Genomic DNA, 16,215 nt, shown 5'->3' with positions numbered 1-16,215 from the left:
ACTCAAGGCGTTTCACCCCTGAGAACCCCGAGCAAAGAGTGACCCTCTCTTTGCAATCTCCGCTTATGGGTTACCCCTAAGAACCCCTCTGCGAAAGCGAGCAAAGTAAATCAATTGTAAACAAAGAAAAGAAGCTATGGCAACAAAATCAAGCATACACATCAAGCCTTGCAACATCGCATCGAGCGAGGCGCACAACCGAAGGACTGCCGAGTATATGCGTAACATCGGGGAGTCCAGAATCTATGTCGTTCCCGAACTTTCCACCAACAACGAACAGTGGATAAATCCCGACTTCGGCACTCCCGAACTGCGAACTCATTATGACAATATCAAGCAAATGGTCAAGGAAAAGACCGGACGTGCCATGCAGGAAAAGGAAAGGGAACGCAAGGGAAAAAATGGAAAGATTATCAAGGTGGCGGGATGTTCACCCATCCGTGAAGGAGTATTGCTTATCAGACCGGACACCACACTGGCTGATGTACGCAAATTCGGTGAAGAGTGTCAAAGACGCTGGGGCATCACTCCGCTACAAATTTTCCTGCACAAAGACGAAGGGCATTGGCTGAACGGTCAGCCGGAAGCGGAAGACAAGGAGAGCTTCCAAGTCGGTAACAGATGGTTCAAACCAAATTATCATGCTCATGTCGTATTCGACTGGATGAACCATGAAACTGGAAAAAGCCGAAAGCTCAATGACGAGGATATGGCAACCATGCAGACCCTTGCTTCCGATATTCTCCTGATGGAACGTGGACAGGCTAAAGCTGTTACAGGTAAAGAGCATCTGGAACGGAACGACTTTATCATTGAGAAGCAGAAAGCCGAACTGCAACGTATAGAGGAAACCAAGCGACACAAGGAGCAACAGGTAAGCCTCGCCGAGCAGGAACTCAAACAGGTAAAAGCAGAGATACGTACGGACAAACTCAAAAGTGCAGCTACCGATGTAGCCACAGCCATAACCAGCAGTGTAGGTTCTCTTTTCGGAAGCGGTAAATTAAAAGATTTGGAACAATCTAACGAGAATTTACGTCATGAAATTGCCAAGCGTGACAAAAGCTTTGATGACTTAAAAGTTCAGATGCAACAAATGCAGGAACAGCACGGTAATCAAATTCGTAACCTGCAAGGAATACATAATCAAGAGCTTGAAGCCAAAGACAAGGAAATATCACGATTGAACACCATTCTTGAAAAAGCGTTCAACTGGTTCCCACTGCTCAAAGAAATGCTGAGAATGGAAAAATTATGCTATGCCATCGGATTTACCAAAGATATGGTAAACAGTCTTTTGACAAAAAAAGAAGCTATCAGATGCAATGGGAAAATCTATTCCGAAGAGCATAGACGAAGATTTGAAATCAAGAATGATATTTTCAAGGTTGAAAAAAGTCCGATAGATGAGAATAAATTGGTGCTGACCATAAACAGGCAGCCGATAGGCGAATGGTTCAAAGAGCAATGGGAGAAATTAAGGCAAGGTTTGCGACAATCTACAGAAGAACCAAGAAAAAGTAGAGGATTCAGAATGTAATTTTGATAGTATTTGATTGTATCTCAATAAAATTAAATATCTTTGTAAACGGATTGAGACTACTCTTTCCAAAACATATTAGAATTAAGAAGAAGCGTTATGCTTATCTTGTACTTGAAAACGTAGGAAATTTTCAATTAGATGCAAGGATAGCATAGTGGTTCTCACGCATATAGCGTGGGCTGCTATTGTTACATCTGCATCTATGGTTTCCTACGACCTTCAAGTAAAGAATGTGGCATACAGTTCCACGCTTCTTTAATAGGTTAAATTCCTTTTGGAACTGGAGATTAAAATATGTAGTGTATGAGTGTAATAAAAAAATGGTTATTTGCTATTTGCGCCATTATATTAATGAATGGATGTGCACCACTTCGAATGCCTGTAATAGTAAGGAATGCTCCTATTGAAATGTATAAATACGCATACATTTCCCCAACAAAGGAATTGACATCAAGCATAGGAGGTACATATGGTGGGCAATACGGTATCTATGGTTCTTCAACCACCAAAAGTGTTAATCCAAGTGATGTAATAGCAGGAATACTAATAAAAGAAGGATATATCATATTACCCGAACTTAAACCCGAATTATCTAATGAAACTCTAATCGTCAATTATGGTGAGAGTGGCAGGCGTAATAGAGGTTTAGGTTATACAATAGAAGTAACTATACAGTTTAGCTCTGCAAAAACCAATGAAATGATATGTTCTTGTACAGCAGAAGGACAAGGCGAAACAGAAGCTGATGATATCCGTCAAGCCATTAGAAGAGCCTTAACAAGTTTATTCCCTGAGAAATAACCCAATAATACGACAGATTATGAAAAAGTTTTTAGTATTATCCGCTTTAGTTATAACTTCTTGTACACTCTCTAACGAGGAAAAAGCTGAGAAATTGGTTAAAGAGACGCTTAAAGACTATCTCTATCACCCTGATTCTTATGAGCCAATATCAACAAGAGTTGATAGTATGTTTATTGATGTAACTACTATTGAGCCTATTATGAAAATTAGCGATGAAATCAAGAATTTGATATCTAAAATAAATCGCTGTGAGAGAAAAATTGAATCAGCAGAATCTTCTATGGATATTTTTGCCCCCAATGGTTATTCTTCTCAATACTCTCGTGGAGAGTATTCACGAGCAAAAAAAGAAAAGGAAGAAGCCAAATCTGATTTGAACAAATACACCAAGAAACTTTCAGAACAACTTGCTTCTCTAAAAGAAAATGTCGCTAAATATCACAAAGGAGAATTTACAGGTTGGGCAGTAAGCCATAGATTTAGGAGTCTTAATGGAGCAGGCTCAATGACCATTCCGGGAGAAATGATTTTCTTTTGCGATGAAGAATTTACAACTTGTGGGGGTTGTGAAACAGATAAGTTTGAGGACTTCGTAAAAATTTTAAACGCAGTAGATGAAGCAACTTCGGATGAAGATGTAATAGATTATTTTAAAGAAAATAATTTTTTGCTATAAATTCCGTATTTCCGTAGTACGCTAATTTTTATGCAAAGCAAATATTATTAACTGCTATTTTTTTAATATGCAATGGGCGTTTATTTTGGTTATTTGTATAATTGCTATTTCGGTTATTGTAATAGCGATGGTACGAACACGCCTAAAAAACAAATCCAAAGAGCTTGCAGAAAAGCTAAACCATATATCTGCATATAGCGAGAAATCAAATTATGAGCAAGCAAGAGAGAGATTATCGGCTCTTAATGAGGGGACGTTTATAGATATTCCCTCAGACTTAAATAATGGCTTTTATGGCAGGGTAATCTCCGCAACGCAAGAAAAAGATTTCATCAATCATTATAAGGTACATTTCCAAGAGGCATATTCACTTCTGAAGAAACTTGAAGCCTTTAACATCACTCCATCAGAAACCATATCCAAATTCATTAACGACTTTGGAAGAATCAACAAACTTGTAAAACAACATAATGATGGTGTTATAACCTTTCTACTTGACACGCACAGGGACTTTTTCGACCATTGCCTAAAATACCCATTAGACAAGCAACAAAGACGCTCAATTGTTTCAGAAGAGGATAATTGTTTAGTAGTCAGCAGTGCAGGTAGTGGTAAAACCTCTTCAATTGTCGGTAAGGTTAAATATCTCACCGAAATCAAGGGTATAGCACCTGAAAGAATTTTACTTATCAGTTATACCAACAAAGCAGCAGCCGAACTAACCGAAAGAATGGCGACCAATGGATTGAAAGGTTACACATTCCATAAGTTAGCCATTGATATTATAGGCAAAACAACAGGCACAAAACCATCGATTTGCGACAATACAGATTCATTGTTTGTTGATATATATCACAAATTGTTAGATAAATCGTCTTTCAAGAAAAGTATAGTAGAATACTTTATTGATTACCAAACGAATGAAGCCGATTGGGAACAACGCAAGAATGAAAGACGAGAGCAATTATCAGAGCAAAAGAATGTGCAGCTAAAGGCGATGTTCCCCGATATGGACGGCAGAGCCATATATGTGAGAAGTGAACAAGAACAAAAAATATGTTTTGCTTTGTCCTCGCTGGGAGTGAAATTCAGATATGAAGAACCATACGAACATCAATTAGCAGATGAGATGCACTCACAATATCGTCCCGACTTCTCAATATATTTTAAGCAAGGAGGAGTAACCAAACGCATCTATCTTGAACATTTCGGAGTTGATGAACACGGGCTTGTTCCTGCTTGGTTCGCAAAAGACAAGGGTATAACCTACGAAGAAGCCAATCAGAAATACAATGATGGTATAACTTGGAAAAAAGCGGCTCACGAGAAATTTGGTACACAACTTTTAGTGACATCAAGTGCAGATTTCCATTATTCTGATATTAGGGATAAACTCCGTAAACTATTAGCTGAAGCAGGTGTACCAATTCAAGAAAAAACCGATGAGGAGTTATACGATTTAGTACTACCCAAAGGCAGCAAGCAGGAAAAGGCGTTTATACGACTTGTTGTTACTTTCGTTACATTGGTAAAATCAAGTTGTAAATCAGTTAAAGAGGTTTTGAAACAAGCCAAAAATGCAGATGATGAACGAAGTGTGTTTATCATCAAGAATATATTTCAACCTGTATATGAACGCTACATAAATGCGTTAAGCGATAGTAACCAAATTGATTTTACCGATGCTATTCTTCAAGCCACTGAGATATGTCGTACTTCACACCCTGTTGAATATGATTATATCATAGTGGATGAGTTTCAAGATATTTCAGTTGACCGTTACAATTTCTTGAAAGTATTGCGAGAAGGGAATCCTCCTGCAAAGTTGTATTGTGTGGGTGATGATTGGCAGTCTATTTATCGTTTTTCGGGAAGTGATATGGCTCTATTCAATCAATTCCCCGAATATTTTGGAACAACGGAGATAAACAAGATTGAAACGACATACAGATTTGGAGAACCTTTGGTTTCTTTGTCTTCGAACTTCATACAACGCAATAAAGCCCAAATACAAAAGAATATCCATTCGTTCAGTTCTGAAATGAGAACTGAGTTGGAATTCTATGCTTACGATAGACGAGATTACTGCAATACGATAGGGCAACTTGTGGCTTCTATTCCATCGGATAAATCAATATTCCTATTAGGGCGTTATTCTTTTGATGATTACTACCTCTCCTTTATGTATCAATCTATAAAGGAGGGTAATAGATTCTACTATGTGATAGGAGGACAAAAAATAGAGTTTTTGACCGTACATAAGTCAAAAGGTCTTGAAGCAGATTATGTAATACTATTGCAATGTAACAAGGATACTTATGGCTTCCCGTCTCTTGTTAGTGACGACCCTGTGCTTAACTATGTACTAACTAAAAGCGACCAATTCCCATATGGAGAAGAACGTAGATTGTTTTATGTAGCAATAACAAGAGCAAAGATGAAAACTCTTGTGCTATATGACAAGCGTTTTCCCTCTGTATTTGTGGATGAATTTTTGCATCCTGAAAAGGTTTCAGAAGATAGCTATGTGAAGCACCCCAATGCCAATAAGAGATGGACAAGAAGTGCAGACCAATTTCTATTGAAACTGCATAATGAGGGAAAGAGCGTCAAATATATTGCAAACAAAATGGGCAGAAGTCAAACGTCAATCGTTATGCGATTGAATAAACTTAATCAATAACAATGCTTTAAATAACTTTTTGCAATTATACCACCAATAACATTGGGGTGTGTCCTTATTAAGGGTATAATCTTAAATAATACAAAAACACCCAACTTTACATTCTTGGGTGTAAAATTGGGTGTTTGTTTTGTAATTTACTGATTTTCAGCATTTATTGCGGAGAGGGAGGGATTCGAACCCCCGGTACCTCGCAGTACAACGGTTTTCAAGACCGCCGCAATCGACCACTCTGCCACCTCTCCAATGCGGATGCAAATATAAGGACTTTATTTGACTTTCAAAGCGATTTTTGAGTTTTTTTATTCAAGGCATATTTCAAGTAGAAATAACCGCAAACTCCAGCAAACAGGGAGCCTCCGATGATGCCGATTTTTGCCTGATTCAATAAAATGGCTCCTTCTGCGCCCATTCCCGTGTAGGAAAGAGTAGCGATAAACAGAGACACGGTAAATCCGATTCCTCCTAATAAGGATACTCCGAAAAGGGAGTGCATATCCATTTTGTCCGGCATAGTTAACCAGCCGCATTTTATAAAGACGTAGGTGAACGAGAAGATGCCGATGAGTTTTCCGAGTACAAGGGAAACAAAAATCGTTACTGATACGCCTTCTAAAGAGGCAAGCGTGAATCCTTCGAATGAGATACTGGCATTAGCGAATGCGAAAAGGGGCATTACCACGTAATTCACAAGGGTACGCAGATCGTCATCCATGGCTTGCAGGGGACTAACTACTTTATCCGAGGCAGATTCGATATTTTTCAATATGGAAAGTTCCGAGTTACTTAATATGATGTCATTTGAATTCTCCGGTAGTCTTTTCAAGCTTTCCCGGATGCTGTTCACGTACTTGTATATGTGTAGTTTCGGACGAGCCGGTACTGTAAATGCCACGATGACTCCCGCAATTGTGGGATGGATTCCGGCATTAATGAACAAGCACCAAACGACGATTCCGAAGAATATGAAAAACAATTTGTTATGAATCCCCTGTCGTCCGCCGATATATAGGAGTGCAACAATAATTATGGCAGCAATTAAATACTCCACGACCAGATGCGAACTGTAAAACAGAGCGATAATGATAATCCCACCGATATCATCCACGACGGCAAAGGCGGTGAGGAATATCTTTAGGCTCAAGGGGACTTTCTTGCCTAGGAGTGAGAGAACGCCTAGAGAAAAAGCGATGTCCGTTGCCATGGGTATGGCAGCTCCCCGCATGGCAGGACCGGATGGACTGATCAGCCAGAAAAGCAGGACCGGGATGATCATGCCCCCGCAGGCTGCCACAACCGGAAGTAAGGCTTTCCGGGGAGAGGAGAGTTCCCCAACAAGTAGTTCCCGTTTGATCTCTAATCCTACCGAGAAGAAAAAGATAGCCATGAGGGCGTCGTTAATGAAATCCAGCAATGTCATTGGATTGCCATCATGACGATCAAAGAGATTGAAACTTCCGATCGTGAGTGTGATGTTTTTAGAAAGTAAAATATTGTAATATTCCTGTAAAGGGGAATTAGCGATAAGCATGGCGGCAAGGGCCACGAATAAGAGAACTATCCCTCCATTTATTTTCGTTTGAATCAGTCTTCTAATGGAGAATTTAAATATTTCTTTGACCATTGTCCTGTTTATTGGTTGACTATGTTGTGTGCTGCAAATTTAATAAAAGTTGTACAAATTTTCAAATAAAAAGGGTGTTTTCTGCACGTCGGGTCAATCCTTCTTCCAATTCGTGCTGGTGATATAAATATCCCGCGTCTTCATAATATTTTGCTTGTTTGGGGCATTTCTTGATACACGCCCCACATTTGATACAGATTCCTGTAAATTCTCTTACATTTTCATAGCTAATAGATCCCATGGGGCATACTTTTGCGCAATGCTTGCAGTCATTACAACGGTCGTTGGTAAGCGGTTTCACTTTACGGATGTCTACCGGGGTGCCTTGTCGGTCACGAGGTGTGTAATATCCTCGGTAGGGATATGGGGTTCCGGAAACCGGAATGGGGTGTGATAGCGTGTCTGTCTTGTGTTTTTCACAGATTTTGCGAACGAATTCATCCACTATATCCATGTCTTTCATGTCCGGCCTGTCTTTTGCCAGTATCCGGGAGAAAGAGTGTTCACCCACGAATGCCCCTGCAGCTATCGTGTGGAGTCCGTTGTTTTCAAGAATGTCTCGTAATTCGATTAGCGCATCGTCGTAATCCCGGTTTCCGAACAGCACGACTGGAACGGCTAAAGCCCCGTTGCCTTGCATCGTGTTCAAGTAGGGTAACAGTACGTTTGGAACTCGCCCGGCGTATACCGGGGTGCCAAACACCACGAGATCGGAGTCCATGAATCGCAAGGCTTGTGTCCTTGCCTTGGGTAAGGTAAAATCGTATTCTTCGAGATCGGTTTTTAATGCCCTTGAAAGGCCCTTGGCCGTGGCGGTTACAATCTTGCGGGTTGTCCCTGTCGGGCTGAAGTACACGGCCCGGATCTTGTTGATTATTGTCATTTGTTATATGATTTGAACCATTCGGCAAAGCGGGTAATTCCTGTTTCGAGTGATATTTGCGGGGTATACCCGTAGTCTTCCTGCAAGCGGGTAGTATCGGCCCATGTTTGGTAAACGTCTCCCGGTTGCATCCCGACAAACTCTTTACGGGCCTCTTTTCCTAGGTTCTTTTCCAGCAAGTGGACGAAGTCCATAAGCTGGATGGGGGTACCATGTCCGATATTGTATATCGTGGCGGGGGTGCCGGGTACATCTTCCCGCAGGATTCCAGGTGTTGACACGATTTTCTCGATTCCTGTCACGATGTCTTCGATATAGGTGAAATCTCTGGAGAGATTCCCGTTATTAAAAATGCGAATCACCTCGTCATGTTGAATGGCGTTGGCAAAAAGCATGGGAGCCATATCCGGACGCCCGAAGGGACCGTATACCGTGAAAAATCGTAAACCGATGGTTTGTATGCCGTAGAGATGAGCGTAGGCATTTGCCATCAACTCGTCACTCTTTTTCGTGGCAGCGTAAATGCTGATCGGGTGATCCACGGTGTCCGTCTCCTTGAAAGGAACGGATTGATTGTTCCCGTAGACGGAAGAGGACGAGGCGTATATGAATTTCTTACAGTTCGTCTTTTTACAGGATTCCAGTAAATTAATGAATCCCATCACGTTACTTTGCACGTAACTTTCCGGGTGTTTCAAGCTATACCGTACTCCGGCTTGTGCGGCAAGGTTCACCACGCAGTCGAAAGCATGTGTGGTGAATAATTTATGAATGGCCTCGGCGTCACACAGGTCCAACTGGCAGAACGTGTAATTCGTGTTCAGGGAAGATACGATTTCTTTGTCGGGAACGGGATGGTCTATGCCACAGGCGTGCAGGCGGTCGTGTTTCAAGGCAACATCGTAATAATGGTTGATAGAATCGATTCCATAAACGGTGTGTCCTGCATCCAGTAATTTCTGAACAAGATAAAAACCGATAAACCCCGCTGTTCCAGTAACTAAGACATTCATAATACCTTGTTTTTTATTAAATACAATTTTTACAGCAACAAAAATATAAAATTACTCCGTAAAGTTTGTATTCTTCCGGAGGTTTATGCCGCGTGAAGTCCGGCATTTACGAGCCGAAAATGTCGGTTTTTAGCTCCACGGGCACGATCCGGTTCGCGAGGGAAGGGTCATAGGGGACTTCCACCCGGATGTAGTTGTCCGTGAATCCGCCGATTGATCCGGCAATGTCGCTTTCTTCAAACAGCACCGGACGGGTTTGTCCCACGTGTGCCGTGTAGAAATCGTGCAACTTCTGTTCGGAAATGTCTAGGAGTACGTTCACCCGACGATGCTTTTCCGCTTGCGGGACTATATACGGGATGTCCAGTGCTTTTGTTCCGGAACGTTCCGAATAAGGGAACACGTGTAACTGGGAAACATCCAGTCCGGCAATGAATTGGCGGGCATCTTCGAAGGCCTCCGGTGTTTCTCCGCGCATTCCGGCAATCACGTCCACCCCGATAAAGGCATCGGGAATAAGTGTCTTGATTTCCTGCACTTTCTCGGCAAAAAGTTCTCGTTCGTAGCGTCGCCTCATTAAGTGTAACACTTCGTTACTTCCGGATTGAAGAGGTACGTGGAAGTGTGGCATGAAACGCCGGGAGGAGGCCACGAAATGAATGATGTTATCTGTCAGTAGGTTGGGTTCGATGGAGGAGATCCGGAAACGCTGGATTTCTTCCAGCTCATCCAGAGTCCGTATCAAGTCGAGGAATGTTTCCCCTGTCTCTCTCCCGAAATCTCCCGTGTTTACTCCCGTGAGAATGATTTCCTTGATACCCTTGGATGCCACGTCACGGGCTGCCTTGATCACGTCTTGAATGGCAGCACTGCGGCTACGTCCGCGAGCGAAGGGAATTGTACAGTAAGAACAGAAATAGTCGCATCCGTCTTGAATTTTCAGGAAACACCGGGTTCTGTCCCCGTACGAGTAAGCAAGATCGAAGTTTTTAACCCCGAAAATATCGCAAGAATGTGGTTCGTGCCGTTCCTGTTCTTCGAGGTGGTTCAAATAGTGGGCCACGTTGAACTTGTCTCGTGCGTTGAGTACCAGGTGGACACCTTCAATGTCCATGATTTCTCGCGCTCTGAGTTGGGCATAACAACCAACCACAACAATGTAGGCTCCGGGGTTTCGGTGGATGATTTTCCGGATCATCTGCCGTCCTTTTTTCTCAGCAATATCCGTGACGCTACATGTGTTAATCACGAATATATCTGCACCATCTTTTTCTCCCACAGTCACGGCTCCTTCTTGTTCAAGGCTGTGCTTGATCGTGGAGGTTTCGGAGAAATTCAACTTGCATCCTAATGTGATGTATGCCACTCTCTTCCCTACAATGTTCATATGCGATCTACTTTAAATTTGCTAGCGAGGGGCAAAGATAGAGTTTTTTCATTTCTTATCCATGAATTCCTCGTATAAAGCTACGGAACCATAATGCCATAATTTGGTGTTCTCTTTCTCTAGCGCCTTGTAAGTATTGGAGTGATAAAATTGTCGAATGGCATCTATGATAGAACCGCCATGTTCTTTTATATACAGTTGTACAAAAAGGCTGACTTTGGAAGGCAGTAACAAGTAAAGATTTTTGTCTGTAATTTCCCGGTTCATTAGAATATCTTTATCTAAACTACCATGGTATAGTTTCATTGATTTGCCTTCTTTTGTTTGGTAATGTATTCTTTGATTTCTTCCATCAGCCATTGTTGACTTTGTGTATGTAATACTTCAAAGTTATCCGATAAGTATGATAAGACGTTATATTTTTCGAACAAGCTAATCGCCTCTTCACCAGATAATTCTTGTTTCATTTTGTATTGTTCAATACAAAATGAAAGGAAATAGGCTATATCTAATTTTTTTTATCCATAATAATATCGTTCTCCCAAAATCAGTTCTTATCATGTGTTCATCTAATTGCAAAAATAAAAAATTTATAATGAATGAGAGCATGGAAATTGGAGTTTTATATTCGTGATCAGTTCTTGTAAAGGTATTATCAACTGCTAACCCGGTATTGACTGGGGGTAATGCCTTCGTACCTTTTGAAAAAACGAACGAAGTGTTGTGGGTATTGAAATCCCAGTTTGTAAGCAACTTGCGTGATGCTCTTTTCGGGATGCAACAAATATTCCTTGGCTACATCGAGCATTTTTAACTGGATATATTCTTTTGCCGATTTTCCCGTTTCTTTTTTTACCAGATCACCGAAATAATTGGGAGACAGGCAAATCTTGTCGGCGAAATATTGTACGGAGGGAACACCGTTTTTTTCCACAAGATCAGAATCGAGGTAGTCATCAATCAATCTTTCGAATCGGCTTAGTACATCCAGATTCATGTTTTGCCGGGTGATGAACTGCCGTTCGTAAAAACGCATACAATAGTCCAAAAGTAGCTCGATGTTCGTGCAGATCAGTCCTTTCGTGTGTTTATCGATGGCGTGTTGTAATTCCGAACGTACGATAGACAGGCAATTGGTTACGACCAAGCGCTCCTCTACTGAAAGGTGGAGAGCCTCGTTTGCCTCGTAAGAAAAAAACGTGTATTTCTTGATTTTTTGCCCTAATGACGTACCACGTATGAAATCCGGGTGGAACAGCAAACCGATGGATTTAGGAGGAACTCCTTCAATCCGGGTAAAACCTACTGTCTGTCCGGGGGCAAAACTGACGACAGTTTCGTCGTCGTAATCGTAGTTGCTTTTCCCGTAGTTGATCACGCAGCCCTTGGTTTCTTTTAGGAAAATACCATAGAAACCGATGGTCATCCGGTAGTTTTCTTGGCGTTCGGGAGCGTCGAAGTCAACCAAACTCACTAGTGGGTGTAGTGTTTGAAAACCAAACAAGTTATTATATTGTTCGATCGTGTCTATTTTCAGTATTTCGTCCATGTTTTTCATTTGATTGATTCTACAACAAAAATACATCTTTTTTCGTGATCCCGTGTACTTCCCGTGAGTGAAACCGTGATCGGGGTAAGTATTCGGGTAAATTCAGTGATTCAGGTAATATCGTTGCTTGTCAATGAGGTAAGTGATATTCGTGGGCGATCTGAATTTCCCCTCGATTTCAGTACATGCCGGTTGGGAGGTATAAAATGAAAAATCTTTTTCTATCTTTGCCCAAAGAATAGAAAAAAGCCAATGAAATACTACGTTATTGCGGGAGAGGCATCGGGCGATTTGCACGCCTCTAATCTGATTAAGGGATTGAGAAAGTTTGACCTGGATGCAAAGGTCCGCGGGTGGGGAGGTGATTTGATGCGGGAGGCCGGATGTGAGATTGTTCGTCATTACAAGGACACGGCCATCATGGGTTTCCTGACAGTCTTGAAAAATCTGGACAAGATTAAGGCAAATATCGACGCTTGTCACCAGGATATTCTGGTATGGCAGCCGGATGTCGTGATTCTTGTGGATTACGGTGGTTTTAATCTCCGGGTGGCTAAATTTATCAAGGATGCGAATATTCCCGTGTTCTATTATATTTCCCCGAAAATCTGGGCTTGGAACACGGGACGGGTGAAGAAGATCAAGCGGTTGGTGGATCGTATGTTCGTGATTTTCCCGTTTGAAGTAGATTTTTATGCCCGGTATGATTATCCCGTGCAGTATGCCGGAAATCCGTTGGTGGATGCTATTCACGACCGTCCTTTCAAGAACGAAACATTTAATGAGTTCGTGCAGGTAAATGGCTTGTCCGGTAAACCGATCATCGCTTTGGTGGCAGGCAGTCGTTCGCAGGAATTGAAACACGTGTTGCCGAAGATGCTGACTATGGTAAAACATTTTCCCGATCATGAGTTCGTGATAGCGGGAGCCCCGTCAATGAGTGACGAGGATTATGCACCTTATTTGCAAGACGTGAAGGTTCGGATAATTTACGGGCAGACCTACCGGTTGGTACGACAGGCTCGTGCAGCTTTGGTCACGTCAGGAACGGCCACGCTGGAAACTGCGATCTTGCGGACACCTCAAGTGGTTTGTTACAGCGGGGAAGGGGGGGCGTTGAGTTATTTCCTGTTTAAGACCTTTGTTAAAGTGAAATATATTTCGTTGGTCAACCTGATTGCCGGGCGAGAAGTGGTGACCGAATTATTGATGCAGAAATTGAACGAGAAGAACCTGTTGCGGGAACTCTCGGCAATCCTTCCGGAAGGAGGGAAACGACATCAGATGTTGGACGGGTATGATGAGGTGAACGAGAAATTGGGTGATGCCGGGGCATCCGAACGATTTGCCCGAATGATGATTGACGAGTTATCCCAGTTCCGTGAGTGAGTTGAAATCATGAACTCTTTTCGTTTTGTCTGAAAAGGAAACGCTGCCCGTCAAAATACGGTTCGACGAGTTCAAACCGGATGAATTTGGCTAGCGTGTTTTCTGCCTTGGGACGGGATATTTTTGCCATACGGCAGTACTGGTTCAGGGTGATTGAGTCGTGTGAAGAAAGGTAATCCAGTAACATTTGTTCTGTTTCCGTGTAATGTACGAATACTCCTTTCGGGGTTCCGGCTTGTTGCCATACTTTGATATGTACGGGGGTGGCAAGTATGTTTTCATCCCGAACCCGGATGTAGGCCCACCAGCGGTTATCGTGATCCTTGGCACAATAGGGTTTCTGTTCTCCCGGTGGAACAATGACTTCGAGAACAGTACGTCCTTCCACGGTGTGGACGTGCATTTCACAATCTATTTGCGGTTTGCAGTAAAGTTTTGCGGCAGCCTCGATCATGTAAATCTCCTCTTCCGAGCGAACCCCGGCAATCTTGCCGTTATCCTTTACTCCTACGAGTAATCGTCCCCCGTCGGTGTTGGAGAATGCGGAAAGGGATTTAGCGATCTTGCGGGCATCGGAAATCTCGAATTTGAAATCCTGTTGCTGGTGTTCTCCCTCTGCAATTCGGGCGTGTATGTAGTCGGCTTTTGTTTGAATCATAGTCTGGTTGTTTTTCTCCGATTGCAAAGATATTGCAATCGGATTGTATGTTCTTTGTTTAAAGAAATTTTAAGTTATCTTTGTCAAATAATTTTAAGTTATGGATCAGCGTGACCTGTTATTGGATTATTTGCACCAAGGGAAAGAGAAGGCGTACGAGTTACTCTATCACTATTATTATGTTCCATTGGTTTTGTTTGCGGGGAAGTATGTGGGGAATGAAGAGGTTGCAAAAGATATTGTGCAGGAGTTCTTTATATCGCTGCTTGATAAAGAGATGGCGTTTGATAATCGGATTGCGCTGAAAGTATATTTATATACGGGAGTGAGAAACAAATCCTTGAATTATTTACGTCATTTAAAGATCAGAAGACAATATGAAATGAAAATGTTGGAAGAGGGGGAGAATCAAGAGGTGTTTTTAGAGCGAATGATGGAAGAGGATGTGTTTGCACGAATTTTAACTACCATAGAACAGTTGCCACCGCAATGCGGAAAAGTTATGTCGTTGACGTTAAAAGGGTATAAAATCTCAGAAGTGGCGGAGTTAATGGGAATTTCTCTGGAAACGGCAAAAGAGTATAAAAAGGACGGTAAAAAGAGATTGTATAATAAATTAAAAGGTGGCATATACTCAATATTTATAGGTATTCTTTTCTCGTAAATACCCGGTTTAAGGTATTTCTGCGACCAAACATTTGTAATACGTTTGTGATCGAATTTTAATTTTTTTTAATTCTTATCCCCCCGTTTTGTTTTCTGAAGTGTTTCTGGGCAAATGAATGTTAGAAACGGAAGAAAAGAAAATTTATTTGTTTATGGATAAGGAAGAAAATGCACTTAGAATATCAGAGTTTATTTCCAAGTCTTTAGGTGATTGTTTGGAAGAAGGGGAATTGCAGGAGTTGGAAAAATGGTTGACGGAGGACGAGCGCCATCGGGAGTTGTTTGCTCTGTGGAGTTCGACCGAGCTGATGGAGCGTAAGGCGGAAGTATACGAGCGTTTGGATTATATGAGGGCATGGGAAAAATTTAGAAAAGTGAGACAGGATAAACTATCTGCAAGGCGTAGAAGGATAAAGATTACATGGATGAAGTACGCGGCTATGTTTATCGTTCCATTGGGAATTGCGGTTGCGTTACTTTCCAAGGAGGACATAAAAGAAGAGAAGACGGAGGAACCGATAACGGTGAAAGCTGGGAAATCTCAAGCCGTATTAGTCTTGTCGTCGGGAGAAAGGCAGGTCCTGGATTGGGGAGAAAGAAGTATAGAGGACGGGGGAATGAAGATTAGTGCGGATTCCGGGCGGATCAGTTATGATGGCAAATCGCTGTCGGGTGCGGGCGTGCAAGATGCATTTCATATGTTGGAGGTTCCGCGGGGAGGAGAGTATTTTATGACTTTAGAGGATGGGACCAAAGTGTGGTTGAATGCAGCGACACGATTGAAATATCCGGTGGTATTTGCAAGCGGGATTCGTAAGGTGATTTTGGAAGGAGAGGCTTATTTCGAGGTCGCTCGTGATATAAGTCGTCCTTTTGTGGTAGAAACCGTGCAGGCTAAAGTGAGCGTGTTGGGAACTTCTTTTGATGTGTGTGCTTACGCGGAAGAGGGCAAAACGTGGACAACTTTGGAGGAAGGTGTGGTAGAGGTAGAATCTATGGATAAAGGAGAAAAGGTGAGAATGGTGCCGGGCGAACAGGTTTGTTTGACCGGGGGGAAAGGAATGGAAAAATACAAGGTGGAGACAGCATTGTTTACTGCTTGGAGATCGGGACGTTTGGTCTTTAAAGATATGCGTCTGGAGGATCTGATGCGTAATCTGGCACGGTGGTATGATGTGAAAGTCGAATTCTACCGAGAAGAGGCGAAAGATATTGTATTTACCGGTGATGTAAAGAAATATGAAGATTTGAACGAGGTGTTGGAGATCATCGAGCTTACGAGTGACGTGCATTTCACGATAGAAGGACAAAGTATTATTGTACATTGAAAAAATTAGGAA

The 16,215-nt window shown here is 42.1% G+C and carries 15 protein-coding genes and 1 tRNA gene; 7 read left to right on the top strand and 9 right to left on the bottom strand.

What is annotated here, in order from left to right; genetic code table 11:
• Positions 1 to 136 precede the first annotated feature (136 nt).
• From F1644_RS05455 to F1644_RS05440, 4 genes are all read left to right on the top strand, one after another.
• On the top strand, positions 137 to 1,540 hold the full coding sequence (locus tag F1644_RS05455; protein ID WP_117719656.1) for a mobilization protein: 1,404 nt from the start codon (positions 137 to 139) through the stop codon (positions 1,538 to 1,540).
• A gap of 306 nt (positions 1,541 to 1,846) precedes the next feature.
• Positions 1,847 to 2,344 carry a hypothetical protein gene (locus F1644_RS05450; protein ID WP_117677821.1) on the top strand — a complete coding sequence of 166 codons (498 nt, stop codon included), beginning with the start codon at positions 1,847 to 1,849 and terminating at the stop codon, positions 2,342 to 2,344.
• Positions 2,345 to 2,363: 19 nt separating this feature from the next.
• Positions 2,364 to 3,023, top strand: coding sequence for a hypothetical protein (locus F1644_RS05445; RefSeq protein ID WP_168044562.1), 660 nt, complete (start codon positions 2,364 to 2,366; stop codon positions 3,021 to 3,023).
• Between the two features lie 67 nt (positions 3,024 to 3,090).
• Entirely contained in the window at positions 3,091 to 5,706 is a 2,616-nt protein-coding gene (locus F1644_RS05440; RefSeq protein ID WP_117853852.1) for a UvrD-helicase domain-containing protein, read from the top strand.
• A gap of 160 nt (positions 5,707 to 5,866) precedes the next feature.
• Here F1644_RS05440 and F1644_RS05435 read toward each other — a convergent pair.
• From F1644_RS05435 to F1644_RS05400, 8 genes are all read right to left on the bottom strand, one after another.
• Positions 5,867 to 5,951, bottom strand: a tRNA-Ser gene (locus F1644_RS05435).
• A 35-nt stretch (positions 5,952 to 5,986) separates the two neighbouring features.
• Positions 5,987 to 7,330, bottom strand: coding sequence for a Na+/H+ antiporter NhaA (gene nhaA / locus F1644_RS05430; protein ID WP_118305486.1), 1,344 nt, complete (start codon positions 7,328 to 7,330; stop codon positions 5,987 to 5,989).
• 61 nt (positions 7,331 to 7,391) lie between these two features.
• The gene (locus F1644_RS05425; protein ID WP_118305485.1) at positions 7,392 to 8,213 is read right to left on the bottom strand and encodes an EFR1 family ferrodoxin; all 822 of its coding nucleotides are present in this window, start codon (positions 8,211 to 8,213) and stop codon (positions 7,392 to 7,394) included.
• Positions 8,210 to 9,226, bottom strand: coding sequence for a GDP-mannose 4,6-dehydratase (locus F1644_RS05420; protein ID WP_118305484.1), 1,017 nt, complete (start codon positions 9,224 to 9,226; stop codon positions 8,210 to 8,212). Before F1644_RS05420 ends, F1644_RS05425 begins: the two co-directional genes overlap by 4 nt.
• A gap of 106 nt (positions 9,227 to 9,332) precedes the next feature.
• Complete coding sequence (gene mtaB / locus F1644_RS05415; protein WP_118305483.1) at positions 9,333 to 10,613, bottom strand: tRNA (N(6)-L-threonylcarbamoyladenosine(37)-C(2))-methylthiotransferase MtaB; 1,281 nt, start codon at positions 10,611 to 10,613, stop codon at positions 9,333 to 9,335.
• A 48-nt stretch (positions 10,614 to 10,661) separates the two neighbouring features.
• Positions 10,662 to 10,919 (bottom strand): hypothetical protein, encoded by a 258-nt coding sequence (locus F1644_RS05410; protein WP_229128368.1) that lies wholly within the window; start codon positions 10,917 to 10,919, stop codon positions 10,662 to 10,664.
• Positions 10,916 to 11,119 (bottom strand): DUF3791 domain-containing protein, encoded by a 204-nt coding sequence (locus F1644_RS05405; RefSeq protein ID WP_262891438.1) that lies wholly within the window; start codon positions 11,117 to 11,119, stop codon positions 10,916 to 10,918. The genes F1644_RS05410 and F1644_RS05405 overlap by 4 nt, the downstream gene beginning before the upstream one ends.
• A 149-nt stretch (positions 11,120 to 11,268) precedes the next feature.
• Complete coding sequence (locus F1644_RS05400) at positions 11,269 to 12,162, bottom strand: helix-turn-helix domain-containing protein (RefSeq protein ID WP_087422232.1); 894 nt, start codon at positions 12,160 to 12,162, stop codon at positions 11,269 to 11,271.
• Positions 12,163 to 12,414: 252 nt separating this feature from the next.
• Between F1644_RS05400 and lpxB the strand changes: the two genes are divergently transcribed.
• A complete protein-coding gene (lpxB, locus tag F1644_RS05395; protein WP_118305481.1) occupies positions 12,415 to 13,551 on the top strand; it encodes a lipid-A-disaccharide synthase in 1,137 nt (378 codons plus the stop codon).
• 7 nt (positions 13,552 to 13,558) lie between these two features.
• Here lpxB and F1644_RS05390 read toward each other — a convergent pair whose 3' ends face one another.
• Positions 13,559 to 14,209, bottom strand: coding sequence for an AlbA family DNA-binding domain-containing protein (locus tag F1644_RS05390; RefSeq protein WP_087422014.1), 651 nt, complete (start codon positions 14,207 to 14,209; stop codon positions 13,559 to 13,561).
• Between the two features lie 100 nt (positions 14,210 to 14,309).
• Between F1644_RS05390 and F1644_RS05385 the strand changes: the two genes are divergently transcribed.
• Positions 14,310 to 14,873, top strand: a complete 564-nt coding sequence (locus F1644_RS05385) for a sigma-70 family RNA polymerase sigma factor (protein WP_087422015.1) — start codon at positions 14,310 to 14,312, stop codon at positions 14,871 to 14,873.
• 154 nt (positions 14,874 to 15,027) lie between these two features.
• Entirely contained in the window at positions 15,028 to 16,203 is a 1,176-nt protein-coding gene (locus F1644_RS05380; RefSeq protein WP_158572043.1) for a FecR family protein, read from the top strand.
• Positions 16,204 to 16,215: the final 12 nt, after the last annotated feature.

Origin of the sequence: Butyricimonas paravirosa (genome assembly GCF_032878955.1) — a bacterium.
GTDB classification, from domain to species: domain Bacteria; phylum Bacteroidota; class Bacteroidia; order Bacteroidales; family Marinifilaceae; genus Butyricimonas; species Butyricimonas paravirosa.
This window is presented reverse-complemented; position numbering and strand designations above follow the sequence as displayed.

Excerpts from the sequence above, each read along its gene's own strand:
- F1644_RS05455 (WP_117719656.1), top strand. The coding sequence starts at position 137 with ATGGCAACAAAATCAAGCATACACATCAAGCCTTGCAACATCGCATCG.
- F1644_RS05450 (WP_117677821.1), top strand. The coding sequence starts at position 1,847 with ATGAGTGTAATAAAAAAATGGTTATTTGCTATTTGCGCCATTATATTA.
- F1644_RS05445 (WP_168044562.1), top strand. The coding sequence starts at position 2,364 with ATGAAAAAGTTTTTAGTATTATCCGCTTTAGTTATAACTTCTTGTACA.
- F1644_RS05440 (WP_117853852.1), top strand. The coding sequence starts at position 3,091 with ATGCAATGGGCGTTTATTTTGGTTATTTGTATAATTGCTATTTCGGTT.
- nhaA (WP_118305486.1), bottom strand. The coding sequence starts at position 7,330 with ATGGTCAAAGAAATATTTAAATTCTCCATTAGAAGACTGATTCAAACG.
- F1644_RS05425 (WP_118305485.1), bottom strand. The coding sequence starts at position 8,213 with ATGACAATAATCAACAAGATCCGGGCCGTGTACTTCAGCCCGACAGGG.
- F1644_RS05420 (WP_118305484.1), bottom strand. The coding sequence starts at position 9,226 with ATGAATGTCTTAGTTACTGGAACAGCGGGGTTTATCGGTTTTTATCTT.
- mtaB (WP_118305483.1), bottom strand. The coding sequence starts at position 10,613 with ATGAACATTGTAGGGAAGAGAGTGGCATACATCACATTAGGATGCAAG.
- F1644_RS05410 (WP_229128368.1), bottom strand. The coding sequence starts at position 10,919 with ATGAAACTATACCATGGTAGTTTAGATAAAGATATTCTAATGAACCGG.
- F1644_RS05400 (WP_087422232.1), bottom strand. The coding sequence starts at position 12,162 with ATGGACGAAATACTGAAAATAGACACGATCGAACAATATAATAACTTG.
- lpxB (WP_118305481.1), top strand. The coding sequence starts at position 12,415 with ATGAAATACTACGTTATTGCGGGAGAGGCATCGGGCGATTTGCACGCC.
- F1644_RS05390 (WP_087422014.1), bottom strand. The coding sequence starts at position 14,209 with ATGATTCAAACAAAAGCCGACTACATACACGCCCGAATTGCAGAGGGA.
- F1644_RS05385 (WP_087422015.1), top strand. The coding sequence starts at position 14,310 with ATGGATCAGCGTGACCTGTTATTGGATTATTTGCACCAAGGGAAAGAG.
- F1644_RS05380 (WP_158572043.1), top strand. The coding sequence starts at position 15,028 with ATGGATAAGGAAGAAAATGCACTTAGAATATCAGAGTTTATTTCCAAG.